Genomic DNA, 23,637 nt, shown 5'->3' on the forward strand with positions numbered 1-23,637 from the left:
CCGCGACCACGGCCTGAGGTGCCGCGGGACGACGAACGGCGCGGCGCGGCATACGGGCTGCTCGCCTATGCCATCTGGGGGACCTTCCCCCTGTACTTCGCGGCGCTGAAACCCGCCGGCGCGTGGGAGATCCTGTCGCACCGCATTCTGTGGACGCTGCTGCTCTGCGCCCTCGTGCTCGTCGTGCGCCGCGACCTCGGCTGGACCCGACAGCTGTGGCAGCGGCCGCGGCTTGGGCTCGGTGTCACCGCGGCCGCGCTGCTCATCGCCGCCAACTGGGTGATCTACGTGGCGGCGGTGCTGGGCGGCAAGACGACCGAGGCCGCGCTGGGCTACTTCCTCAACCCCATCGTCACCGTCGCCCTGGGCGTCGTCGTCCTGCGCGAACGCCTGCGGCCCCTGCAGTGGGTGGCCGTCGCGATCGGGGCGCTCGCCGGCATCTACCTGAGCATTGCCGCGGGCTCCGTGCCGCTCATCGCCATCAGTCTCGCGATGTCGTTCGGGCTGTACGGACTGGTGAAGAAGAAGGTCGGCGCGTCCCTGGAGGCGATGCACTCGCTCGCCGCCGAGACCGCCGTGCTCGCCCCGGTCGCCGTGGTGATGCTCGCGGTGCTCACCGCCCGAGCAGACACCACCTTCACGACCGACGGCGGCTGGCACACCACGCTGCTCGTCGCGGCCGGCGTCGCGACGGCAACACCGCTGCTGCTCTTCGCCGCCGCCGCCCGGCGGGTCCCGCTGGTGACGATCGGCCTGCTGCAGTTCATCACGCCGGTGCTCCAGCTGCTCTGTGGCGTGCTACTCCTCGACGAGCACATGTCAGGCACCCGGTGGATCGGTTTCGGGATCGTGTGGATTGCGTTGGCAGTGCTGAGTTTTGACTCGCTGCGCAATCTGCCGCGACGCGGTCGCCCGGACGTCGACGCCGTGCTCCCCTGACCGCGCTTGGACGCCTGTTGGTAGTGGAACTTCCGGATATCCGGAGGTTTCACTACCAACAGGGCGAGATCACGCTGGCGCCTCAGTGGGCGAAGATATCCGCCAGTCCGGTGGACCACGCCACTGCCCGCGCGTAGACGGGGACGACGTCGACCGGCACTGCCCGCTCGACGACCTGTCCGCCGCCGACGGTCGCTCCTGTCCACACGTCGACCCAGTCGCCCTCGGGCAGATAGGTCGCCCACGAGTCCTGTCCTGGCTCCGTCACCGGGTTGACCAGCAAGTCAGCCCCGAGCATCCACTGTCGCGGGTGCTGCCACACCTGCGGGTCGTCCGGGTGGTCGAAGAACAGCGGACGCATGAGCGGCCGGTCGGTGGCGACCGTCAGGGCGGCCTGCGTCGCGAGGTAGGACACCAGGCGCTCCCGGAGCTGGGCGAACCTGCGGAAGACCGGCACGACGCGGTCGTCCCCGGTCTGGTCGGCGACGTGCCAGGGAGTGCGGTCGCGCAGCGGGAGCTGGTGGTGGTTGAACTCGGAGTGGTACTGCATGATCGGCATGAACGTCGAAGCGCCCGCAGCCCGCAGATAGAGCTCGGCATCGGGCACCGGTCCGGAGAAGCCGGCGAGGTCCCAGCCCCAGTAGACGATCCCGCACGATGCGGCCGTCAGACCGGCCGTGACCGAGTTTCCAAAGGCCTCCCACGTCGAGTCCTCGTCCCCGGCCCAGAACACTCCGTGCGCCTGCGAGCCGGTGAATCCGCTGCGGGAGAACGTCACCGGAGCTTTGCCGTGCTTGCGCAGGAGGTCGCCGAACGCCTTGGCGTAGTGCACCGGATAGAGATTGTTCCCCTCGTCGCCACGGCGTCCGTCGGCGTACTCCAGGTCGTGTCCCCAGGCGTGTTCGCCGCCGTCGGTCTTGAACCCGTCGATCCCTAGCCCCTCGACGAGGTAGTCCCGCTTCGCGGTCCACCAGTCGCGGGTGCGCTGGGTGGACAGGTCTGGCATCAGGGACTGGGGGAACCACCAGCCCCGGTTGAGGTATGCCGTGCCGTCGGCTTCGCGGACCGCGTGACCGCCGTCGACCATCGCCGATCCCTCGGCCAGCACCTGCTCGTGCAGGCCGTCCTCGGACCGTGCCGTCTTGAGCAGGGGAATCTGCCAGAACAGGACCTTGATGTCCCTGCTGTGGAGCTCGTCCACCATGGCCTTGGGATCCGACCACGCGCCGCCTTCTGGATACGTGAAATCCGTTGCGGCGAAGGGCGTTCCGTCAGCGCGGACGTCGTACGTCGCATCGCGCGGGATCATGATGCCCTCCTCGTCGCTCCACGCCTCGATCACCACGGCACCGACCGGGATGTCGAGCTCACGATGGGTGTCCATCCGCGCCATGACCAGGTCCTGGGTGTTCCACTCGTTCCCCGAGGCCCAGAGCCGGAAGACCCAGTCGGGGAGCTCCTCGGCTCGGCCAGCGTCGTCCAGGAAGGCCGAGAGCACCTCGGTCGGCGAGCCGTCATAGGTGCCCAGGTCGACCTGTGCCACGCGGCCACCCCCCACCTCGACCTCGACGCGCAACCGGTCCGGTGCGCTCGCTCCGACGTCATACCAGGAGCGCCGGGTCGTGCGGACGTGGAAGCCCCAGGCCACCCCATCCGCCCCGACCACGTGCGCGAACGGCATGGGCAGGTAGGTGCGCCCGTGAGCGCCCTGGGACTTGTACTGCTCGAAGACGACAGCGTCGAGACGACGGCCCTGCTGGTCGAGGTGGTCGAACCGCTCGCCGAACCCGACGACGTGGTCCCCTGGTGCCAGCGACAGGGCGAACCTGGCCCGATGCACGCCGGTCGCCGTGACCAGCCACTCGACCGAGTCAGCCACCAGTCGCGTGCCACCGCCTGTGAACGTTGCCTCGAGCCCGTCGGGAAGGGTGCGGGTCCAGTGGGCCGGTCGCACCTCGAACCACTCGGTGGTGGCACCGGTGGCATCCGTGTCGCCATCCGTGGCGGCCGAGCCGACGCCATCACCACGAACCGCCGTGAAGCGATAGGTGTAGCCGGCCTCGTCGACGACGGGCGGGCTCTGTACGGCCCAGCCACCGTCGCCTCCCAACGACGCGGCCTGGGCTTCGGCGAGGTGTCCCTCGCCGCCCGCCAGGGCCGCCGCCGACGCCGCGTCAGCACGACGCGGGGACAGCTGCAGCCTCTGGACGTGACCGGTCGCGTCCCGCCACTCGCAGGTGACACTGACGATGCCGGGATCGGCGACGACTCCCAGGAGCACGCTCTGGCCGGTCTCGGGCAGCACGGGGATGCGCTGGTCGAGCGAGGTGGCGTACGGGTGCTCGATCCCGTAGGGGCGGTGGGTGAGCAGCGGGCCGGAGGTGGTCACGGGTGGAGCCCTTCGAGGAGGCCGAGATCGTCGGCGAGGATCAGGTACATGCCGTGCGACCACAGCAGCGGGGTCGCGACCGGGCCCCAGCGGTCGAGCCACTCCTGGCGGGACTCGGGGTGTCGCAGGTCGTCGGGGACCTGCTCCGGGAGGTCGCCCTCGGCAGTCGCGTGGTCGGCGATCCACCGCAGGTGACGCCAGGCGCCGTCGAGGTCTCCCGCGGCGGCTTTGTTCCAGCCGAGCAGGGCACTGAGCAGGAGCCACTGCCCACCGCCGTAGAAGACGTCGGTACGGAAGCGGTGGACGCCACCGTCGACGTCGAGATCGGCCGCGACGGTGGCCAGGGTCGCGACCGCGATCGGGTCGTCGACCGCGACGACCCCGAACGGCACGATGCAGGCCGGCAGCGACCCGTCGACCGCGCGGGAGCCGAACCATTTCGCCAGGTGGCCGTCGACGACGCCCTCGCCCAGGATGAGGGCCCGCGCCTCCGCCGCCTTGGCCCGTGCCACGAGGGCGCGGCCAGCGTCGAGGACCTCTGCGTCGGCGATCGCCACAAGGCCGCCATGGATGGCTCCCAGGGTCGAGGTGTGTCGGTGCTCGACGTGCTCCTCCCACCAGTCGTAACAAGGGAGGTCCCAGAACGCCGTGGTGAAGTCGAGGGCGACCTCGACGCCGGTCAGCCATCGCCGCAGGTCGCGACCGTGCCGCTGCGCGTGCGTGACCACCGACCAGAGCCACATCCCGTAGCCGTCGGTCTGGAAGTCCCACCAGGGGTCCGACCCGTCCTTGCCCGCGAAGGTGAACCGCGTGGGCAGCATCTGGTCCAGCGGGACCGTGCCACCGGCGGCCTTGAGGGCGAGGAGGTCGTCCACCTGGCCACGCCGGTTGGTGAGCACGCGGCATACCCAGTCGTGGAACCGGTCGGCGGAGGCGACGTCGCCGTAGCGCGAGATCCCCTCGGCCGTAAAGGATCCGTCGCGCAACCAGGCGTAGCCGCGATAGGCGGAGAAGGTGGGCGAGGCCGGGTAGGCGCCGCCCTCGTCCTGGTGGGCAGTGATCACGGCGTGGCTGTGACGGGCCAGGTCCTGCAGGCGACTGCGCTCAGCGGGCGTCGGGAGCGCATTGGCGGCCTGGACGGTGGCGGCCTGGACGGTGGCGTCGTGGAGAAAGGTCATGGGTCTCTCGTGGTCGAGGTGCTGCCGGGGCCTCGTGGGGGGCGAGGCCCCGGCAGCGAAGAGCGGGCTACTTGAGCAGCGCGTCGACGGCCTTCTGCGCGTCGGTCAGCGCAGCCGACACGTCCTTGCGTCCTGCAGCGGCGGCCGTGAGCTCCTTGTTGACCGCGTCCTGCATCTCCTGCTGCCGCTCGATGACGGGCGGGAGCGCGGTGGCCTCGAGGGACTCGAAGACCGCCTTGCGGTTGGCCGGCTTGCCTGCGTCGAGGTAGCTCCCCAGCTTGGCCTGGTCGGCGACCGGCGGCAGCTCCCAGCTCGTGGCCAGGCGCGCGGAGACCATGTCGTCGGACGACGTCAGGAAGGTCACCCACTTCTGGGCCGCGGCCTGGTTCTTGCTCTTGGCCGAGACGACTGCCCCGTTGGTGAACATCGCGGAGGCCTTGGTGGTGTTGCCCGGCTCGACGGCGATGTCCCAGCCGAACTTGGCATCTGCCATGCCGGAGAACATCCAGATCCCGGAGTGCCACATCGCCAGCTTGCCGTCCTTGAACAGCTTCGAGTCGAAGTCTGGCGTGCCGGCGCCCTGGGCCTCCGTCGGCATCGTGGTCCCCGACTTGGACACCAGGAAGGTCGCAGCCTGCTTGCCCGCGTCGGAGTTGAAGGTCGCGGACTTCTTGTCAGCAGAGAGGAACTCGCCACCGGACTGCGCCAGCGCCTTGTAGAACTCGAAGAACGAGACGGGCTGGTAGTCGCCCCAGACACCCTTTGACTTGTTGGTCAGCTTCTTCGCCGCTGCCTGCTCGTCGACCCAGGTCCACGCCGACGTGGGCTCGGCGACCCCGGCTGCCTTGAAGAGGTCCTTGTTGTAGAACAGCACGACGTTGGAGAAGGACTCCGGCAGGCCGTACTGCTTGCCGTCCGCGCTGAACGCGTCGAGCAGGGACTTCTTGTAGGCCGCACCCTTGACGCCCTTCAGCTCCGCGAGCGAGCCGTTGGAGGAGTACGTCACGAAGTTCTCGTAGTTGAGCTCGAAGGCGTCGCCTGCCGTCCCACCCGCCACGGCGGTCTGCAGCTTGGTGAAGTAGGCGTCGTACGGCGTGGTCTCGAGCTGCACGGTGATGTCGGGGTTGGCCTTCTCGAAGGCTGCCTTGATCGCGTCGAGGTCCTTCTCGTGGCCGCCGTTGGCCGAGAAGTTCATGTAGCGGATGGTGGTCTTCCCACCGGACGCCGCCGCGTCGACCGACTTCGTGGCCGACCCCTGCGCGCAGGCGCCGAGCGCCAGCGCCAGACCGGCAGCGATGACAGGCGCGACGCTGCGCCTGGCGATGTTCCTCATGGTGTTCCTTTCGGGCCTGCCGCGTTCCGGTTGGCGCGCGGTCGGGACTGCTGTGGGGGGTGCGGGTGGCTACTTGATGCCGGTGTGGGCGACACCGGCGATGATGTGCCGCTGGGCCAGGAGGTAGACCACGGCGATGGGGAGGATGGAGAAGACCGAGCCAGCCATGACGACGTCCCACTGCGTCGTGAACTGGCCCTGCAGGGTCGCGAGCCCGAGCGGCAGGGTCATGAACTCGGGAGAGCGGATGACGACCAGCGGCCACAGGAAGCTGTTCCAGCTGCCCATGAAGGCGAACACCGCGACCGTCGCCAGGGCGGGTCGGATGAGCGGCAGGATGATCGTGACGAAGATGCGCAGGTGACCGGCACCGTCGATCGTGGCTGCCTCGTCCAGCTCACGCGGCACCGACTCCACTGCCTGTCGCAGCAGGAAGACCCCGAACGCCGAGGCGATCGACGGCGCGAGCAGCGCCATGTAGGTGTCCTGCAGGTTGAGCGACTTCATCTCGATGAACAGCGGCACGACCAGGACCTGCATGGGCACCATCAGCGTGGCGAGGTACAGCGCGAAGACGACGCTCTTGCCGCGGAACTTCAGCCGTGCGAAGCCATAGGCAGCCATCGACCCCGTCACGAGCTGCAGCAGCGTCGACACCACCGCGACCCACAGCGAGTTGGCGACGATCCGCCACATCGGCAAGGCGTCCAACAGTGTGCGGTATGCCGCCAGCGTCGGGTTCTCGACGAACAGCTTCGGCCCGCCCGCGAGACTTCCCTCCGGCGTGATCGAGGTGACCACGGTCCACAGGAACGGGAAGAGCATGACGACCGCGCCGGCCAGCACCGCGGCATACCGAAGGGCGGTCCAGGCCGACAGCGGTCGGCGCGGTCGCGATGGTGCAGCGGCCGGGGCGGCAGGCGGGGCCAGCGGCGTCAGCGTGTCAGGCATAGTTCACCCACCGGCGCTGGCCGCGGATCTGGACCACGGTGATGAGCAGGATGACCGCGAACAGGATCCACGAGAGCGCGCTCGCCTCGCCGGCCCGGCCGTAGCGGAAGGTGAGGTCGTAGACCTGACCGACGACCACCTGGCTGGAGCCGGACGGACCGCCCCCCGTCATGACGTAGACCTGGTCGAAGACCTGGAAGCCGTTGATCAGGGAGATGACGACGACGAAGAAGGTGGACGGGGACAGCAGCGGCAGGGTGATCCGCCAGAAGCGCTGCCAGGCGTTCGCGCCGTCGGCCCAGGCGGCCTCGAGGACGTCCTGGGGGATCGCCTGCAGCCCGGCCAGCATGATGACCATGACGAAACCCAGGTCCTTCCACGCCGAGGAGAGGATGACCGCGGGCAGCGCCCAGTTCGGGTCGGTCCACCACCCCGGTTGCGGCGCGCCGACGGCCCCGAGCAGCGTGTTGACCAGGCCGTTGGTGGGATTGAGCAGCCACTTCCAGACCAGCGCCACGACCACCCAGCTCGTCACGACCGGTAGGAAGTAGGCCGCCCTGAAGAACGACCGACCGGCGAGCTTCTGGTTGAGCGCCAGGGCGAGCGCCAGCCCGCCCGTGAACACCAACGGCAGGTAGCCGGCGCAGTAGATCAGGGTGTGCAGGAAGACGCTGCGCGTGCCGGGGTCGGCCAGCAGGCTGCGGTAGTTGTCCAGGCCCACCCAGCGCATCGGGGAGATGAGATTCCACTCGTGCAGGCTGACCCAGATCGACGAGGCCATCGGGGTCGCCGTGAACAGGACGAGCGGGATGGCGCTGGGCGCCAGGAAGAACACCACCCAGCCCAGGTTGCGCCACCTGGCCCGGCCGGTCACGAGGCACCGCCCACGGCAGCCGTCTGCATGCGCTCCCGCACCAGTTCGCCCTGCGACCCGGCCGTCTCGGCATCGAACGGTGCTGCGAGGACGAGCGATGCGGCGCCGACCGCCCACTGGTCCTCGGTCCAGGACTCGACGGCACAACGGATTCCGCGACGAGTCGGCATCAGGCAGGCCCGGAACGAATCCTCGAACCCGTCCTCCCAGAACCCCCACTCGGTCATGCCCTCGCCCATGAGGAGGACCAGCTCGGGATCGAGGATGTTCACGACGCCAGCCAGGGCGCTGCCGAGCATCCGACCCGCCTCGCGGTAGACGGCAAGGGCGTCGGAGTTGCCCCCGCGCGCCTCGCGGACGAGGTCCTTGATGGTGCCGCCGGCGGCGATCACACCGCGGTCCACGGCCGCGGCAACCAGTCCGGACTCGCCGATGTGCGCCTCGAGGCAGCCGGTGTTGCCACAACCGCACCGCGGGCCGTCGACCGTCACGGGGAGGTGGCCCATCTCGCCGGCGCCACCGTGGGCCCCGCGGCTGACCGAGCCCTGCTGGACGATGCCGAGCCCGACCCCGAAGCCGATCGTCACCACGAGGTAGGACTCGTGCGACCGACCGATGCCATAGACGCTCTCCGCCGCCGCGAGCGTGTTGACGTCGTTGTCCACGAGGACGGGCACGCCCAGCGCCTCACGCAGCCGAGGGCCCACCGGCGCCCGGTCCCATCCCAGCGTGGGGGCGTCGACGATGCCCGACGCCTGGGAGTCGACCGCGCCGGGCAAGCCGACACCGACCCCGAGCAGCCGGCCCTCGTGCTGCGCCACGGCCTCGCGCAAGATGTCCGCCAAGGCGTCCAGTGCGGCCGGGCGGGCCGCATCGAAGGGCACGGCCCTCGACGAACGCACGGTGCCGTCGAGGTCGATGGACACCAGCGCGACGTGGTTCGGGGTGACCTTGGCGCCGATGGCGCCGCCCGCACTGCGCACCAGTCCCAGGAGCGTGGCCGGACGACCGCCCTGGCTCGGGACCGACTCGAGCTCGGTCACCAGCTCGCGGGCGAGGAGCTCCTTGATGGTCTGGGTGACCGTCGCGGGGCTGACCCCCAGCACCCGGGCGATGTCGGCCCGGGACGACGGACCACGGGTGCCGAGGAGACCGAGCACGGCGGCGCGCACGAGGTTGCCACGTGTGGCAACAGGTCCGGTCGGAGACATCGTCGGCTCACCCTTTGTTTGATACTAAATTTAGGGTGAACCTAAGTCGGGATCGCTCACCTGTCAACCCCTTGGGCGAAACCGACGTCGGGGCAACCGACGTCGGGGCGCAACCGGCGGCCCGGGGTGGCAGGTGCGTCCGGCGTGGCCGTCAGCGCGGGACGTGGTGGCCGGTGCCGCCGTCGATCAGCTCGCGCAGGATGTCGGCGTGGCCGGCGTGGCGGACCGTGTCCTCGATCATGTGGACCAAGACCCATCGCAGGCTGACGGTTCGACCGGTGTAGGCCGTGCCGGTGTCCTCGAGCGACAGCTCGTGGATCGCGGCGTCCGCTGCCGCCCAGGCCCGCCGGTAGAACGCCACGATCTCCTCCGTGGCCTCCCCCTCGGCGGCGCGCATGTCGGCCTCGGGGTCACCGGAGATGTCGGTGAGCGGCTCGGTGGGCCGCCCGAACGTCTCACCGAACCAGCCGTACTCGGCATTGGCGAGGTGCTTGACCAGCCCCACGAGGTTGGTGCCACTGGGCACCATCGGACGGCGGATGTCCTGGTCCGACAAGCCCTCCAGCTTCCACAGCATCACGTCGCGGTGGCTCTGCAGAGCCGCCAGGAGGACGGCCTTCTCGTCGGCGACGTAGGGCGACATGACGGGATCCGGAGTCATCCTCCGAGGCTAGCGACAGCCGGTGTCACCGGCCCAGGACGTGGTCCAGGTGCGCGTTGGCGAACAACCGCTGCGGGTCGAGGCGGTCTCGCACGGCCAGGAAGTCACCGAACCGTGGATACAGCGCACCCAGGCGCTCTGCGCCGAGGGTGTGCAGCTTGCCCCAGTGCGGGCGACCGGCATGCTCGGCCACGATCGCCTCGAACGCGGCGAAGGCGCCGTAGTCGTCCATCCGGTGGTACTGGTGGATCGCGATGTAGGCGTTCTCCCGCTCGTAGGCGGTGGACAGCCAGATGTCGTCAGCGCCGATGAATCTGATCTCCAACGGAAAGGTCAGTGGGGTCCTGTGGTGCTCGAGCCAGTTCCGCACTGCCACAACGACATCCGCGACGGCGGCCCGAGGCACGGCATACTCGCTCTCCCTGAAGCGCACGGCGCGCTCGGCGACGAAGACGCGCCACGAGTCGTCGGTGTACTCGTGCGCGCCGAGCAGGCGCGCGCTCACGGCGTTGAGTCGCGGGACCACCCCCGGCCAGCGCGTCGCGCCGCGGTTGGTGAGCTCGAACAGCCGGTTGGACAGCAGGTCGTCGTCGAGGACCGCGCGCCATCGTGGCAGTGGGGCGCCCGGGTGGTCGGCGTCGACGCGGTCGTTGTGCTTGACGAGGACCCGGTCGGTCAACGGGAACCAGTGCATGTCGACGTGGTCGTGGTGCTCGACGTCGTCGTCGATGCGCTCGAGGACCTCGAACAGGTGGGCGCCGAACTCCTTGGCGTGCAAACGAAAAGCGGGCACGCACTGCAGCTCGACCTCCGTGATCACGCCGAGCGCCCCCAGGCCCACCCGCGCAGCCTGGAAGACCTCGGGCTCGACCTGCGCCGAGCACTCCAGCAGCGAACCATCGGCCAGCGCCAGGACGAGTCCCGAGACCGCGGCGGCGATTCCCTGCAGGCGCAGGCCGGTGCCGTGCGTGCCTGTCGAGATCGCCCCTGCGACCGACTGCCGGTCGATGTCACCGAGGTTGGGCAGTGCCAGCCCCAGAGCCTGCAGCGCCGGGTTCAGGACGTGCAGGGGCGTCCCTGCGAGCACTCGGACCCGGCGTCGCTCCCGGTCCACCTGGGTGATCCCGCTCAGCCGGTCGAGGCACAGCTGGAGCCCGTCGGTGGCCGCCACCGCCGTGAACGAGTGCCCCGCACCCACCGCCTTGACGGGTATGCCGCGTGCCTGCGCACGCAGGATCGCCGCCGTCACCTCCTCGGGGCGTCGAGGGGCGGCGACCTCGGCCGGGTGGCTGGTCTGGTTGCCGGCCCAGTTGGTCCAGGTCGTCATCCGAAGTTCTTTCCCTCACCGCGGTAGGTCGGGACCGTCTCGACCAGCTGGTCTCCACTCAGCAGGTGCAGCGCGTCGAACCGCTCGCACATCTCCCCTGCCTTGGCGTAGCGGAACCACACCCGATCTCCCAGCTCGAGGTCACGAACTCCCTTGCCCTGCAATGGAGTCTGCACCTCACCAACCCCCTCCGACTTGACCAGCTTGACACCGCGGCGACCGAACGGGGCCGGCACGCGCGCCCACCCGGGCGGCCCCGAGGCGACGTAGCCGCCACCGAAGGCCGTGACGAACCCCGGTCCGGGGTGTCGCACGACGGGCAGGGCGAAGGCCGCCGCCGCTTGCGGAGTGAAGTCGTCGTACCCGTCGAACAGGGTCGGGCCGTACAGCCCCGACCCGGCCGCCAGCTCCGTCACCGCAGGGTCCTGGCCCGTGACGTGCAACGAACCAGTCCCGCCACCGTTGACGAACTCGAGGTCTGCCACCTCCCGCACGGCGGCGACGACCTCGCCGCGACGCTGGGCGAGGGACTCGGCGGAGCGCTTCTTGACCAACCGCACCACGGGCGAGGAGTCGGGCAGCCCGGCGATCTGGGCGTCGTAGAACATCAGCCCCACGACCGACAGACCAGCAGCTGCGGCGGCTCTCGCCACGGCCACGACATCCCCGGGCTCTCGCAGCGGCGACCGCCGGACACCGAGGTGCACGCGACCTATCCGCAGTGAGGCATCGACGTCCACGGCCACCCGAAGCCCATGAGGCCGGTCCAGCCCCGCGAGGAGCTCCACGTGCTCGACGGAGTCGACCGTGAGGGTGACCTGCGCAGCCTCCCGCCTGTCAGACGCCACGGCCGCGAGCGCAGCCCGGTCGACGCTGGGGTAGGCGACGAAGACGTCCTCGAAGCCCGAGGCGACCAGCCAACGGGCTTCCGGCACGGCATACGCCATCACACCGGCGTAGCCGGGCTGCCCGAGCGCCCGCGACAAGAGGGCACGACAACGCACCGACTTGGACGCCACCCGGATCGGCGTCCCGGCAGCGCGCCGCACCAGGTCTGCCGCATTGGCGTCGAAGGCGTCGAGGTCGACGACGGCGAACGGAGGCTGCACGGCCGCGGTCGCCGCGTCCCACAAGAGGGTCACACACCCGACCCTATCGACGGCATACCTCCTGTTCACCGGAAGTCACCCGACCTTCACCTGCGCGCCCCCGGCAGTCGGCCCCGCGTTCCTAGGTTGGCGGGTGACCGCGCCTCCCGCGCGAGCCCGCGCCCCGTGCGCGGCCCGAGACCCGAGATCCGAGACCCGGAGGATTCAATGTCAGCAGTTTCGCCCGAGCGCACGGCCCTCCCCCTGCTCACCGTCCACCAGGGCGGTCGCAGCGCGATGACCTGCCACTTCAAGTGCGACGACGCGTGCAGCAAACCCATCCCCAACGAGACCGGCAACGGCTACTTCGGCGACCTGGTCGCTGCCGGGGCGTCCCGTCGCGCAGTCCTCAAGGGCAGCAGCGTGATTGCCGCCGTCGTCGGGCTCGGCACCCTGGCCGGAGTGCAGTCCGCAGCTGCCGCGCCCGCGTCGACCCCCGCCGCGCCCTCCACCTCCGGTGGCACTAAGTCCCCCTTCGGCTTCACGGCCATCGCTCCCCAGCCCGCGGGCACCGACAAGGTCGTGATCCCCGACGGTTTCGAGTGGTCGACGATCGTCGCGTGGGGCGACCCGATCCTGGCCGACGCCCCCGACTTCGACTTCGAGCACCAGAGCGCGGCCGCGCAGGAGGGCCAGTTCGGCTACAACAACGACTACACGACCCTGGTCCGTGGACGCGACGAGAACCACGCGACCCTGGTGTGCAACAACGAGTACACCAACGACGAGCTGATGTTCCGGGGCTACGCCGGGTCGGCGTCGCTGACGCCCGAGCAGATCCGGATCATCATGGCCGCCCACGGGATGTCGGTCGTCGAGCTGCGTCGCAAGATCGCCACCGCACCGTGGAGCTACGTCAAGGGCGGCGCGGCGAACCGCCGGGTCACCGCCACCACGCCGTTCCACCTCGACGGCCCGGCGGCCGGCCACCGGCTGCTGCAGACGAGCAAGGATGCCTCCGGTACCCGCGTGCTCGGCACGTTCGGCAACTGCTCGGGCGGCCTCACCCCCTGGGGCACGGTGCTGTCGGGTGAGGAGAACTTCAACGGCTACTTCTCCGCCGCCACCGCCCCGGCCGACCAGGCCGACGCCTACAAGCGCTACGGCCTCACCGGCTCCAAGGGCCGCGGCTGGGAGCGGGTGGACGGCCGCTTCGACGCGACTCAGGAACCCAATGAGGTCAACAGGTTCGGCTGGATCGTCGAGCTCGACCCCTCGGACCCGTCCTCGACCCCGGTCAAGCACACCGCCATGGGCCGCCTCAAGCACGAGGGAGCCAACGTCACAGTGGCGCCCGACGGTCGGGTGGTCGCCTACCTCGGCGACGACGAGCGGTTCGACTACCTCTACAAGTTCGTCTCGCACGGCACCTTCCGCCCGGGCAGCTCCGACAAGGCACGGGCCCACAACCTGACCCTGCTGTCCTCGGGCGACCTCTATGTCGCCAAGTTCACGGGCGACGGGTTCGAGGACGGGATCAGCGACGGCTCCGGCCAGTGGCTGCCCCTCGTGGTGGACAACGAGAGCAAGGTCGCCGGGTTCACGCACGAGGAGGTCCTCATCTGGACCCGGCTCGCCGCCGACAAGGTCGGCCCCACCAAGATGGACCGGCCCGAGGACGTCGAGCCCAACCTGGTCAACGGCCGCACCTATGTCGTGTGCACGAACAACACCAGCCGCCAGCCCAGCCAGATCGACGAGGCCAACCCGCGCGCCAACAACAAGCACGGGCACATCATCGAGATCACGCCGAGCGGTGGCGACGACGCGGCGACCACCTTCACCTGGAAGATCGTCCTCATCGCCGGTGACCCGAACGACCCGACGACGTACTTCAACGGCTACGACCGGTCCGAGGTCTCGCCCATCTCCTGCCCCGACAACATCGCCTTCGACAACGACGGCAACATGTGGATCGCCACCGACGGCAACGCCCTCGGCGCGTGCGACGGCATGTACCTCTTCCCCCTCGCCGGGCCCCACAAGGGCCACCTGCAGCAGTTCCTGTCGGTACCCGCCTACTCCGAGTGCTGCGGACCACTCGTCACCTGGGACCAAAGGACGGTGCTGGCTGCCATCCAGCACCCCGGTGAGACGAGCGGTGCGTCACCTGCCGCCCCGCGCAGCCAGTTCCCCTACCTCGGCGGCGGCCAGCCCCGACCGGCAGTCATCCAGATCCACCACGCCTGACTCCGCCGCCACCTCGCCGAGGTGGCGGGGTCACCCCACGCACGAGGAGGCATGCCGCGGACTCACCCCCGCGGCATACCTAATCTGCCGTCGCCATCTCATGCAAAAGGCGAGTTGGCGCCGGACCAGGCGGCGCCACTTCATGCAAAAGGCGAGTTAGCGCCGGGCCACGCGGCGCCAACTCGCCTTTTGCATGAGAACGCGACGTGGTTCGGGTGGACGGGTGGGTCAGCCGACTGGACGGGTCGGGGTCAGCCGACGCGGGTGACGACGCTGGTCGCCAGGGCCCGCAGGGCGGCCTTGGCCTCGCTGTCGGGCAGCGGGTCGAGGACGTCCTGGGCCGCCCTGGCCACGGCGGCCGTGTGCTCGCGGGCCTGCTCCATGGCCGGGTGGGCACGCAGCAGCGCGAGGGCCTCGTCGAGCAGCGCCTGGTCGCGGACCTCGGTCTGCACCAGTTCGCGGAGCCGGGCGTCTGCCGGGTCGGTCGAGGCCAGGGCGTAGAGCACCGGGAGCGTTCGCTTGCCCTCGCGCAGGTCCGTGCCGGGGGTCTTGCCCAGGTCCTGCGCCTCCGACGAGACGTCGATGAGGTCGTCGGCGAGCTGGAAGGCCATGCCGAGCCGCTCGCCGTACTCGCGCATGATCTCGACGGTCTGTGCGTCGCAGCCGGAGAACATCGCGCCATAGCGTGCGGCCGTCGCGATCAGGACGCCGGTCTTGTCAGCGAGCACGCCGAGGTAGTAGTCGACCGGGTCCTGCCCGCTGGGGCTGGGGCGGTCGTCACGGATCTGCCCGGCGCACAGCCGCACGAAGGTCTCGGCCTGGATCTTGACGGCGTCGGCGCCGAGGTCGGCGATGATCGACGACGCGGTGCCGAAGAGCATGTCGCCGACCAGGATGGCGGTGGAGTTGCCGTACTTCGCATTGGCGCTGGGGGCGCCACGGCGGACCTCGGCCTCGTCCATGACGTCGTCGTGGCACAGCGACGCGACGTGGGTCAGCTCGACCCCGGCGGCCGCGGCGACGACGTCGGCGTTGATACCGGTCCCGAGCTCGGAGGCCAGCAGGGTCAGCAGCGGGCGGAAGCGCTTGCCGCCTGCCTCGATGAGGTGGGTGTTCGCCTCGGCGATGAACGGGTCGTCGTGGTCGACCTCGCGGCGCAGCAGCGCGTCGACCTCGTCGAGCCCGGCCTGCAGGCGCGCGGACAGCTGCTCCGACGTGCCGGGCAGGACGATGACCGGAGGAGTCGAACTCGCCTGACGAGGTTGCGGCGTCTCGGCAGGGTGCGTCATTTCACCAGGAACTGAGACGACCGCTCGGCGAGGTCGAGGGCCTGCGACGGGAGCACCCCGAGGGCGAGCGTCACGAGCGTGCCGATGGTGATCGCGATCGTGGTGAACGGCGACGCCGTCTCGGCCACGACGGCCTCCCCTGCCGGCGGGTCGGTGAAGTACATGAGCACGATCAGGCGGACGTAGACGAACGCGGTGATCACGCTGCAGAGGACGCCGATGATGACCAGGGCCAGCCCGGAACGGCCGCCGAAGGTGATCGCCGGCGAGAACGCGGCATACTTCGCGGCGAAGCCGGACGTCAGGGGGATGCCCGCGAACGCCAGCAGCAGGAAGGCGAAGACGCCCGCCACCACGGGGTGGTTGCGGCCCAGGCCCGCCCACTGCGACAGGTGTGACGCCTCGGAGCCGCCCTGACGCACGAGGGAGACCACGGCGAAGCCCGCGATCGTCATGAAGCCGTAGGCGACGAGGTAGAACATCGTGCCCGAGACGCCGGTGCGGTCGAAGGACAGCACCGCGACGAGGATGAAGCCGGCGTGCGCGATCGACGAGTAGGCCAGCAGTCGCTTGACGTCGGTCTGGGTCACGGACAGGACCGCACCCACGACCATGGTCAGGGCGGCGACGGCGATGACGCCACCGCGCCAGTCCCACCTGTTGGCCTCGATGCCGACGTAGACCACGCGCAGGATCGCGCCGAAGGCGGCCACCTTGGTGCAGGCGGCCATGAAGCCGGTCACCGGCGTGGGGGCACCCTGGTAGACGTCGGGGGTCCAGGAGTGGAACGGCACCGCGCCGACCTTGAACAGCAGACCGATCAGGACCAGCAGCACGCCGGGCAGGAGCAGGCCCTCGAGCGCCCCGTTGGCCGCGCTGACCGCCGTGGCGATGTCGGCGAGGTAGAGCGAGCCGGCGTAGCCGTAGAGCAGGGCCGCGCCGAACAGGAAGAACGCCGAGCTGAAGGCACCGAGCAGGAAGTACTTGAGCGAGGCCTCCTGCGACAGGAGCCGGCGACGACGCGCCAACCCGCACAGCAGGTAGAGCGGGAGGGACAGCACCTCGAGCGCGACGAACATCGTCAGCAGGTCACCCGCCGCTGGGAACAGCAGCATCCCGACCACGGAGAACAGGGTCAGCGGGAAGACCTCGCTGGTTGCGAGCCCGGCGCGCAGTGCGGCCGCCTCGTGGGGCGACCCGGGCACGGCAGCACCCATCGGGGTGAAGGCGTCGGCGCCCTGGCCACCGAACTTCTCGGCCATGGTGAGGATGCCGAGCGCAGCCATCGCCAGGATCGCGCCCTGGAGAAACAGCGCCGGGCCGTCGATGATGACCGCCTGGGCGAGCGTGCCGCCGCGGTGGCTCGCGTCGGTCGACACCGTCACGAGGACGACGAACGCCGCCACGAGGGTCACGAGGGCCAGGCTCACCTGGATCGCGTGCCGCAGCCGACGCGGGGCGAAGGCCTCGACGAGGACCCCGACCATGGCGCCTCCGACCACGATGAGCATCGGGGCGATGGCGCCGTAGTCGACGTCAGCGGCCTTGAAGGCGGTGGTCAGCGCCGGCGTGGACAGGACCGTCATGGCGGGCATTACTTCGTGCTCCCGTCAGCAGCGGAGGTGGGGGCTGGGTCGGTGGCGCCGACGAACTTCAGCGTGGCGGTCACCGCCGGGTTGAGCAGGTCGAGAGCGGGCTTGGGGTAGAACCCGAGGACGAGGAACGCCGCGATCAGCGGGGCCACGACGAGCTTCTCCCGCAGCGTGATGTCGCGGACCGGGCCGTCGAGCTCCGGCTTGGGCCCGGTCATCATCCGCTTGTACATCAGCAGGATGTACAGCGCCGCCAGGACGATGCCTGCCGTCGCGATGACCGCGGGCACCGGGTAACGCTGGTACGTCCCGACGAGCACCATGATCTCGGAGATGAAGGAGCTGAGTCCGGGCAGCGCCAGACCGGAGAGGCCGGCCACCAGGAAGACACCGGCCAACCCGGGCGTGACGCGTTGCCAGCCACCGAAGTCGGGGATCCGCTTGCTGCCACGACGGGCGACGAGCATGGCCCCGATGAGGAACAGTGCGGCGGTCGAGAACCCGTGGTTGAGCATGTAGAGCGTGGAGCCCGCCCCACCGGTCGTCGTCAGGGCGAAGATGCCCAGCACGATGAAGCCGAAGTGGCTGATCGAGGTGTAGGCGATCAGTCGCATGATGTCGGTCTGGCCGATCGCGAGCAGCGCACCGTAGAGGATCGAGATGACCGCGAGGGTCAGCACCACCGGCGTGGCCCACTTGGAGGCCTCCGGGAACAGCTGCAGACAGAACCGGATCATCCCGTAGGTGCCGACCTTGTCGAGGACGCCGACGAGCAGCACGGCCGTCGCGGGCCGTGCCTCGGTGGCGGCGTCGGGCAGCCAGGTGTGGACGGGCCACATCGGAGCCTTGACGGCGAACGCGATGAAGAACGCCACGAACATCAGCCGCTCGGGCGTCGCACCCAGCGACAGACCGGTGAGCTTCGACACGAGGAAGCCGTCTGCCCCACCCGGGCCGTAGTGGTAGAGCGCGATGACGCCGACCAGCATGACCAGCCCGCCCGCGAGCGAGAAGAGCAGGAACTTCACCGCGGCATACTGCCTGCGCGATCCCCCGAAGGAGCCGATGAGGAAGTACACCGGGATCAGCATCGCCTCGAAGAAGACGTAGAAGAGGAAGACGTCGGTGGCCGCGAAGACGCCGACCATGAACGTGGCCAGCACGAGCATGAGCGCGAAGTAGTTCTTCTCGCGCTTGCCGCCCTCGGGCACGTCGTTCCAGGCGGCCAGGATGCAGACAGGCGTCAGCACCAGGGCCATCAGGATCATGACCAGCGCGATGCCGTCGACGCCGACCGCGTAGGACACCCCGAACTGCGGGATCCACTCGTGCTGCTCGGTGAGCTGGAACTGCTCGCCGGAACCGTTCTCGAACTGCAGCGCCGCGGCGATGCCGAAGACCAGCGTCACCAGCGAGAAGCCCAGGGCGACGTGCTTGGCCCGATCGGTCAGGCCGGCCGGGAGTCCGGCCACGACGGCAGCACCGATGAGCGGGATCAGCCCGATCACGGTCAGCCAGGGGAAGTTCGTCATCACTGGATCACCCACATGGCACCGAGGATCACGACGACGCCGGCGAGCATCGTCAGGGCGTACGAGCGTGCGAAGCCGTTCTGGAGGCGACGCAGGCGGCTGGACGTGCCACCGACGAGGGCGGCCAGACCACCGACCGCGCCGTCGACGCCGCGGTTGTCGGCGAAGACCAGCGCCCGGGTGAGGTGGACACCGGGTCGCATGAAGACTCCTTCGTTGACGTCGTCCTGGTAGAGGTCGCGGCGCGCGGCGCGGGTGACGAGCGAGCCCGCGGGCTGGGCGTGCGGCACCTCGTCACGCCAGTAGCGCATCCACGCCAGCGCGATGCCGCCGGCCACCAGCAGCAGGGTCAGCGTCATGAGCGACCACACCGGCAGCACCGGGTGCTCGCCTTCCTCGTGACCTCCGACCACCGGCTCGAGCCAGGAGGTGAAGGTGCCACCGATCGACAGGACGAGGCCGAGCAGGGCCGAGCCCACCGCCAGCACCATCATCGGGACGGTCATGGTGAGGGGCGACTCGTGCGGGTGCACGTCCTCGGTCCAGCGCTTCTTGCCGTGGAAGGTCATGAAGAACAGGCGGGACATGTAGAAGGCCGTGATGCCGGCACCGATGAGCGCGGCCCCGCCGAACACCCACGGACGCCAGCCCTCACCGATGAAGGCTGCCTCGATGATCTTGTCCTTGGACCAGAAACCGGAGAACGGCGGGACACCGAGGATCGCGAGCCAGCCGAGCCCGAACGTGACCCAGGTGATCTTCATGGCACCGGACAGCCCACCGAAGCGGCGCATGTCGACCTGGTCGTTCATGCCGTGCATGACCGACCCGGCGCCGAGGAACATGCCGGCCTTGAAGAAGCCGTGGGTCAGCAGGTGGAAGATCGCGAAGGCGTAGCCGACCGGACCGAGCCCGGCCGCGAGCATCATGTAGCCGATCTGCGACATGGTCGAGGCGGCCAGCGCCTTCTTGATGTCGTCCTTGGCACAACCGACGATGGCCCCGAAGATCAGCGTCACCGCACCGACGGCGACGACCGCCAGCTGGGCGTTGGGCGCGTTGTCGAAGATGAAGCTGCTGCGCACCACGAGGTAGACCCCGGCGGTGACCATGGTCGCGGCGTGGATGAGCGCCGACACCGGGGTGGGGCCGGCCATGGCGTCGCCGAGCCAGCTCTGCAGCGGGAACTGCGCCGACTTGCCGCAGGCACCGAGCAGCAGCAGCAGGCCGATTGCCGTGAGCACACCCTCGCCCGCACCACCCTGCGCGGCTTCCTGGACGCCGGCGAAGGTGACCGTGCCGAAGGCCGCGAACATGACCATGATCCCGACGGACAGGCCGAAGTCACCGACGCGGTTGACGACGAACGCCTTGTTGGCCGCCGTGGCATAGGTGGGGTTGTGGTTCCAGAACCCGATGAGCAGGTAGGACGCCAGACCCACGCCTTCCCAGCCGACGTAGAGCAGCAGGTAGGAGTCGGCCAGCACCAGCAGCAGCATCGCGGCCACGAACAGGTTGAGGTAGGCGAAGAACCGGCGCTTGTCGGGGTCGTGCTCCATGTAGCCGAGCGAGTAGACGTGGATGAGCGACCCGACGAAGGTCACCAGCAGCACGAACGTCACCGACAGCTGGTCGACGAGCATCCCGGCGTCGAGGTTGAACGACCCCGCCGGCACCCAGTTGAACAGGTGCAGGTGGGCGGCCCGCTCCTCGGCGCCGCGGCCGAGCATCGAGATCCAGACGACGAGGCCGACGACGAAGGCTGCCCACGACATCGCGACGGCGAACAGCGGCCCCCACTTGTCGGTGGCGCGGCCCCCGAACAGGAGCACGGCAGCACCGAGCAGCGGCAGAGCCACGAGCAGCCACGCGTATGCCGTGACGCCGGTGGCCGCGGCGGCGGCGGTTTCTGACGTGGTGGCGGCGGTGGCGAGGTGGGCGAGGGAGGTCACCTGGTGGCTCCTTCTACAGCTTCAGCAGGTTGGCGTCGTCGACCGAGGCCGACCGGCGGGCACGGAAGATGGCCATGATGATGGCCAGGCCCACGACGACCTCGGCAGCGGCGACCACCATGACGAACAGGGCGATCACCTGGCCGTCGAGGTTGCCGCGCATCCGGGAGAACGTCACGAACATCAGGTTGGTCGAGTTGAGCATCAGCTCGACCCCCATGAACACGATGATGGCGTTGCGCCGCATGAGGACTGCGGCGCCACCGATCGCGAACAACAGGGTCGCGAGGTAGATGTAGTTGACGAGGTTCATCGCTGCGATCCCTCCTCGATCTCGTGCTCGATGCCGTGCTCGGACTCGATGTGGCGGGCTGGGGCGACGTTCTGCTCACGCGCGGTGAGCACCCGCGACACGGACAGCTCGCTGGGCGACCCGTCGGGCAGCAGCGCCGGGGTGTCGACCGCGTTGCTCCGGGCGTAGACACCGGGAGCCGGGAGGCCTGCGACGTTGCGGTTCTCCAGGACGCGGCGCTCGGACCACGCGCGCTGGCTCGGCTTGGCGCCGATCCGCTCGCGGTGGGCCAGCACCATGGCGCCCAGGGCTGCGGTGATGAGCAGGGCGGAGGTGATCTCGAACGTCCAGACGTACTTGCCGAAGATCAGCTCCGCGACCCCTGACACGTTGCCGGTGCTCTCGTTGACGGCCGACAGACCCTTCATCGGTCCGAACTCGGCCCGGCCGATGGCGGTGAAGAGCAGAGCGGCGAGCCCGAACGCGAGCAGCAGGCTCGCCCACTTCTGGCCCTTGAGGGTCTCGACGAGGGAGTCGGAGGAGTCGACGCCGACGAGCATCAGCACGAAGAGGAACAGCATCATGACCGCGCCGGTGTAGACGAAGATCTGGATGATGCCGAGGAACTCCGCCTCCTGCGCGATGTAGAAGATGCCGAGGTTGATCATCACCAGGGCCATGCCGAGCGCGGCGTGGACGGCCTTCTTGGCGAAGATGAGGCCGAGCGCACCGAGCACGCTGATCGGCGCGAGGATCCAGAACATGATCTGCTCGCCCAAGCCGGTCATGCGGACTCACCATCCTCGGCGGCGTGTGCGGCCACCCACTCCTCCTGGTCGGGCGTCGCCTTGGCGACCTTGCCCTGGTAGTAGTCGCGCTCCTCGAGGCCGTCGACCATCGGGTGCGGCGCCGGGAGCATGCCCTCGGAGAGCGGCGCGAGCAGCTGCTCCTTGGTGAAGATGAGGTCGGCGCGGTTGTTGTCGGCGAGCTCGTAGAAGTTGGTCATCGTCAGGGCCCGGGTCGGGCAGGCCTCGATGCACAGCCCACAGAAGATGCAGCGCAGGTAGTTGATCTGGTAGACGCGGCCGTAGCGCTCACCGGGAGAGAACCGGCCGGAGCCGCCCTCGGAGTCGTCGTTCGACGCACCCTCGACGAGGATCGCGTCGGCCGGGCAGGCCCAGGCGCACAGCTCGCACCCGACGCACTTCTCGAGTCCGTCGGCGTGCCGGTTGAGCTGGTGACGTCCGTGGAAGCGCGGCTGGGTCGGCCGCTTCTCCTCGGGGTACTCCTCGGTCTCCAGCTTGCGGAACATCGTGGCGAAGGTGACGCCGAACCCGCCGACGGGAGCGAAGAGGTCCGCGAGGAACCCGGGCTTCTTCTGGTCGTCAGCCACGAGTGGCCTCCTCCTTGTCGGTGGCGCGCTCGCCGATCGCGAGCGACGGCTCCTTGAGCCGCTGCCCCGGCAGCGGGGGCACCGGGTAGCCGCCGGCGAAGGGGTCGATCTCGTCCGGCGGTGGCGTGTTGCGGATGGCGGCCTGCTCGTTCTTGCGGGTGTCGCGCATCCAGGTCCCGATCAACACGGCCGCGGCGAGCACGACGATGAAGACGATGCTCAGGATCGGGTACTCGCGTCCCCGGACGGTGAGCTTCGGACCGTCGATGAAGCCGAGCTGGCTCGCCTTCATGAACGCGGCGATGACGACCCAGGTGAGGGTGGCCGGGATGAGGAACTTCCAGCCGAACCGCATGAACTGGTCGTAGCGCACACGGGGCAGGGAGCCGCGCAGCCAGACGAAGAAGAACATGAACAGCCAGAGCTTGATGACGAACCAGAGCAGGCCCCACCAGCCGTGGTTGAAGTAGCCATCGTTGAAGGCGGCGATGCCGGGAGGGGCCATCCAGCCACCGAGGAACATCGTCGTGGCCAGCGCGGAGACGGTGAACATGTTGACGTACTCACCGAGGAAGAACATCGCGAACTTCAGCGAGGAGTACTCGGTGTGGAAGCCGCCGGTCAGCTCGCCCTCTCCCTCGGCGAGGTCGAACGGCAGGCGGTTGGTCTCGCCGACCATGGTGACGACGTAGACCAGGAAGCTCGGCACCAGCGGCAGGATGTACCAGAGGCTCTTCTGGGCGCCGACGATCTGCGAGGTCGACATCGACCCGCTGTAGAGGAACACCGCGACGAGCGACAGGCCCATGGCGATCTCGTAGGAGATGACCTGGGCGGTCGAGCGCAGACCACCGAGCAGCGGGTAGGTCGAACCCGAGGACCAGCCGGCCAGCACGATGCCGTAGACCCCGACCCCGGCGACGGCGAGCACCAGCAGGACGGCGACGGGGATGTCGGTCAGCTGCAACGGCGTGCGGTGCCCGAACATCGAGACGGTCGGCCCCATCGGGATGATCGCGAACGACACGAAGGCCATCGCACCCGCGATGGCCGGGGCGAGCGCGAAGACGACCTTGTCGGCGTTCTTGGGCGTGAGGTCCTCCTTGAGGGCCAGCTTCACGCCGTCGGCGAGGGTCTGCAGGAGACCGAACGGGCCGGTGCGGTTCGGGCCAGGACGCTGCTGCATCCGGCCGATCACGCGGCGCTCGAACCAGATGACAACCAGCGTGTTGACCAAGAGGAAGACGAAGACGAGGAGCGCCTTCACCAGGTGCAGCCACCACGGGGTGTCGCTGAAGTCCGCGCTCGGGTTGTCGGCGAACGGCGCCGAGGCGCCGAGCCCGACAGCAAGGTGCGGTATGCCGGTGACGGCGTCCGCGGCATACG

The 23,637-nt window shown here is 69.3% G+C and carries 19 protein-coding genes; 2 read left to right on the forward strand and 17 right to left on the reverse strand.

Annotated elements, in window-relative coordinates; translation table 11 throughout:
- Positions 1–18 precede the first annotated feature (18 nt).
- Positions 19–939: an EamA family transporter RarD gene (rarD, locus tag AC1DYG_RS07870; RefSeq protein ID WP_477639300.1), complete on the forward strand. Its 921-nt coding sequence runs from the start codon at positions 19–21 to the stop codon at positions 937–939.
- Between the two features lie 82 nt (positions 940–1,021).
- Here rarD and AC1DYG_RS07875 read toward each other — a convergent pair whose 3' ends face one another.
- From AC1DYG_RS07875 to AC1DYG_RS07915, 9 genes are all read right to left on the reverse strand, one after another.
- Positions 1,022–3,328, reverse strand: coding sequence for a glycoside hydrolase family 31 protein (locus AC1DYG_RS07875; protein ID WP_477639301.1), 2,307 nt, complete (start codon positions 3,326–3,328; stop codon positions 1,022–1,024).
- Positions 3,325–4,506, reverse strand: coding sequence for a glycoside hydrolase family 15 protein (locus tag AC1DYG_RS07880; RefSeq protein WP_477639302.1), 1,182 nt, complete (start codon positions 4,504–4,506; stop codon positions 3,325–3,327). Before AC1DYG_RS07880 ends, AC1DYG_RS07875 begins: the two co-directional genes overlap by 4 nt.
- A gap of 67 nt (positions 4,507–4,573) precedes the next feature.
- Positions 4,574–5,839 (reverse strand): ABC transporter substrate-binding protein, encoded by a 1,266-nt coding sequence (locus AC1DYG_RS07885; RefSeq protein WP_477639303.1) that lies wholly within the window; start codon positions 5,837–5,839, stop codon positions 4,574–4,576.
- Between the two features lie 69 nt (positions 5,840–5,908).
- Positions 5,909–6,790: a carbohydrate ABC transporter permease gene (locus tag AC1DYG_RS07890; protein ID WP_477639304.1), complete on the reverse strand. Its 882-nt coding sequence runs from the start codon at positions 6,788–6,790 to the stop codon at positions 5,909–5,911.
- Positions 6,783–7,664 (reverse strand): carbohydrate ABC transporter permease, encoded by an 882-nt coding sequence (locus tag AC1DYG_RS07895; protein WP_477639305.1) that lies wholly within the window; start codon positions 7,662–7,664, stop codon positions 6,783–6,785. The genes AC1DYG_RS07890 and AC1DYG_RS07895 overlap by 8 nt, the downstream gene beginning before the upstream one ends.
- Complete coding sequence (locus AC1DYG_RS07900) at positions 7,661–8,875, reverse strand: ROK family protein (protein WP_477639306.1); 1,215 nt, start codon at positions 8,873–8,875, stop codon at positions 7,661–7,663. Before AC1DYG_RS07900 ends, AC1DYG_RS07895 begins: the two co-directional genes overlap by 4 nt.
- A gap of 151 nt (positions 8,876–9,026) precedes the next feature.
- Positions 9,027–9,536, reverse strand: a complete 510-nt coding sequence (locus tag AC1DYG_RS07905) for a DinB family protein (protein ID WP_477639307.1) — start codon at positions 9,534–9,536, stop codon at positions 9,027–9,029.
- A gap of 25 nt (positions 9,537–9,561) precedes the next feature.
- Positions 9,562–10,863 (reverse strand): D-arabinono-1,4-lactone oxidase, encoded by a 1,302-nt coding sequence (locus tag AC1DYG_RS07910; RefSeq protein WP_477639308.1) that lies wholly within the window; start codon positions 10,861–10,863, stop codon positions 9,562–9,564.
- The gene (locus AC1DYG_RS07915; RefSeq protein WP_477639309.1) at positions 10,860–12,005 is read right to left on the reverse strand and encodes an amino acid deaminase/aldolase; all 1,146 of its coding nucleotides are present in this window, start codon (positions 12,003–12,005) and stop codon (positions 10,860–10,862) included. Before AC1DYG_RS07915 ends, AC1DYG_RS07910 begins: the two co-directional genes overlap by 4 nt.
- A gap of 174 nt (positions 12,006–12,179) precedes the next feature.
- Here AC1DYG_RS07915 and AC1DYG_RS07920 point away from each other — a divergent pair, with 174 nt between their 5' ends.
- On the forward strand, positions 12,180–14,201 hold the full coding sequence (locus tag AC1DYG_RS07920; protein WP_477639310.1) for a PhoX family protein: 2,022 nt from the start codon (positions 12,180–12,182) through the stop codon (positions 14,199–14,201).
- 251 nt (positions 14,202–14,452) lie between these two features.
- Here AC1DYG_RS07920 and AC1DYG_RS07925 read toward each other — a convergent pair whose 3' ends face one another.
- From AC1DYG_RS07925 to nuoH, 8 genes are read right to left on the reverse strand one after another with little or no spacing between them, the layout of a single operon-like run.
- Positions 14,453–15,490 carry a polyprenyl synthetase family protein gene (locus AC1DYG_RS07925; protein WP_477639311.1) on the reverse strand — a complete coding sequence of 346 codons (1,038 nt, stop codon included), beginning with the start codon at positions 15,488–15,490 and terminating at the stop codon, positions 14,453–14,455.
- Positions 15,487–17,076: an NADH-quinone oxidoreductase subunit NuoN gene (gene nuoN / locus AC1DYG_RS07930; RefSeq protein WP_477639483.1), complete on the reverse strand. Its 1,590-nt coding sequence runs from the start codon at positions 17,074–17,076 to the stop codon at positions 15,487–15,489. Before nuoN ends, AC1DYG_RS07925 begins: the two co-directional genes overlap by 4 nt.
- Before the next feature lie 8 nt (positions 17,077–17,084).
- Positions 17,085–18,614 carry an NADH-quinone oxidoreductase subunit M gene (locus AC1DYG_RS07935; RefSeq protein WP_477639312.1) on the reverse strand — a complete coding sequence of 510 codons (1,530 nt, stop codon included), beginning with the start codon at positions 18,612–18,614 and terminating at the stop codon, positions 17,085–17,087.
- Entirely contained in the window at positions 18,614–20,566 is a 1,953-nt protein-coding gene (gene nuoL / locus AC1DYG_RS07940; protein ID WP_477639313.1) for an NADH-quinone oxidoreductase subunit L, read from the reverse strand. Before nuoL ends, AC1DYG_RS07935 begins: the two co-directional genes overlap by 1 nt.
- A gap of 13 nt (positions 20,567–20,579) precedes the next feature.
- Complete coding sequence (nuoK, locus tag AC1DYG_RS07945) at positions 20,580–20,879, reverse strand: NADH-quinone oxidoreductase subunit NuoK (protein WP_140741957.1); 300 nt, start codon at positions 20,877–20,879, stop codon at positions 20,580–20,582.
- On the reverse strand, positions 20,876–21,646 hold the full coding sequence (locus AC1DYG_RS07950; RefSeq protein WP_477639314.1) for an NADH-quinone oxidoreductase subunit J: 771 nt from the start codon (positions 21,644–21,646) through the stop codon (positions 20,876–20,878). Before AC1DYG_RS07950 ends, nuoK begins: the two co-directional genes overlap by 4 nt.
- Positions 21,643–22,251, reverse strand: coding sequence for an NADH-quinone oxidoreductase subunit NuoI (gene nuoI / locus AC1DYG_RS07955; RefSeq protein ID WP_477639315.1), 609 nt, complete (start codon positions 22,249–22,251; stop codon positions 21,643–21,645). The genes AC1DYG_RS07950 and nuoI overlap by 4 nt, the downstream gene beginning before the upstream one ends.
- On the reverse strand, positions 22,244–23,611 hold the full coding sequence (gene nuoH, locus AC1DYG_RS07960; RefSeq protein ID WP_477639484.1) for an NADH-quinone oxidoreductase subunit NuoH: 1,368 nt from the start codon (positions 23,609–23,611) through the stop codon (positions 22,244–22,246). The genes nuoI and nuoH overlap by 8 nt, the downstream gene beginning before the upstream one ends.
- Positions 23,612–23,637: the final 26 nt, after the last annotated feature.

The organism is Pedococcus sp. P1_H8 (assembly GCF_056405175.1).

Excerpts from the sequence above, each read along its gene's own strand:
- AC1DYG_RS07890 (WP_477639304.1), bottom strand. The coding sequence starts at position 6,790 with ATGCCTGACACGCTGACGCCGCTGGCCCCGCCTGCCGCCCCGGCCGCT.
- nuoK (WP_140741957.1), bottom strand. The coding sequence starts at position 20,879 with ATGAACCTCGTCAACTACATCTACCTCGCGACCCTGTTGTTCGCGATC.
- AC1DYG_RS07910 (WP_477639308.1), bottom strand. The coding sequence starts at position 10,863 with ATGACGACCTGGACCAACTGGGCCGGCAACCAGACCAGCCACCCGGCC.
- AC1DYG_RS07900 (WP_477639306.1), bottom strand. The coding sequence starts at position 8,875 with ATGTCTCCGACCGGACCTGTTGCCACACGTGGCAACCTCGTGCGCGCC.
- AC1DYG_RS07935 (WP_477639312.1), bottom strand. The coding sequence starts at position 18,614 with ATGACGAACTTCCCCTGGCTGACCGTGATCGGGCTGATCCCGCTCATC.
- AC1DYG_RS07905 (WP_477639307.1), bottom strand. The coding sequence starts at position 9,536 with ATGACTCCGGATCCCGTCATGTCGCCCTACGTCGCCGACGAGAAGGCC.
- nuoN (WP_477639483.1), bottom strand. The coding sequence starts at position 17,076 with ATGACGGTCCTGTCCACGCCGGCGCTGACCACCGCCTTCAAGGCCGCT.
- AC1DYG_RS07880 (WP_477639302.1), bottom strand. The coding sequence starts at position 4,506 with ATGACCTTTCTCCACGACGCCACCGTCCAGGCCGCCACCGTCCAGGCC.
- AC1DYG_RS07925 (WP_477639311.1), bottom strand. The coding sequence starts at position 15,490 with ATGACGCACCCTGCCGAGACGCCGCAACCTCGTCAGGCGAGTTCGACT.
- AC1DYG_RS07920 (WP_477639310.1), top strand. The coding sequence starts at position 12,180 with ATGTCAGCAGTTTCGCCCGAGCGCACGGCCCTCCCCCTGCTCACCGTC.
- AC1DYG_RS07885 (WP_477639303.1), bottom strand. The coding sequence starts at position 5,839 with ATGAGGAACATCGCCAGGCGCAGCGTCGCGCCTGTCATCGCTGCCGGT.
- AC1DYG_RS07950 (WP_477639314.1), bottom strand. The coding sequence starts at position 21,646 with ATGACCGGCTTGGGCGAGCAGATCATGTTCTGGATCCTCGCGCCGATC.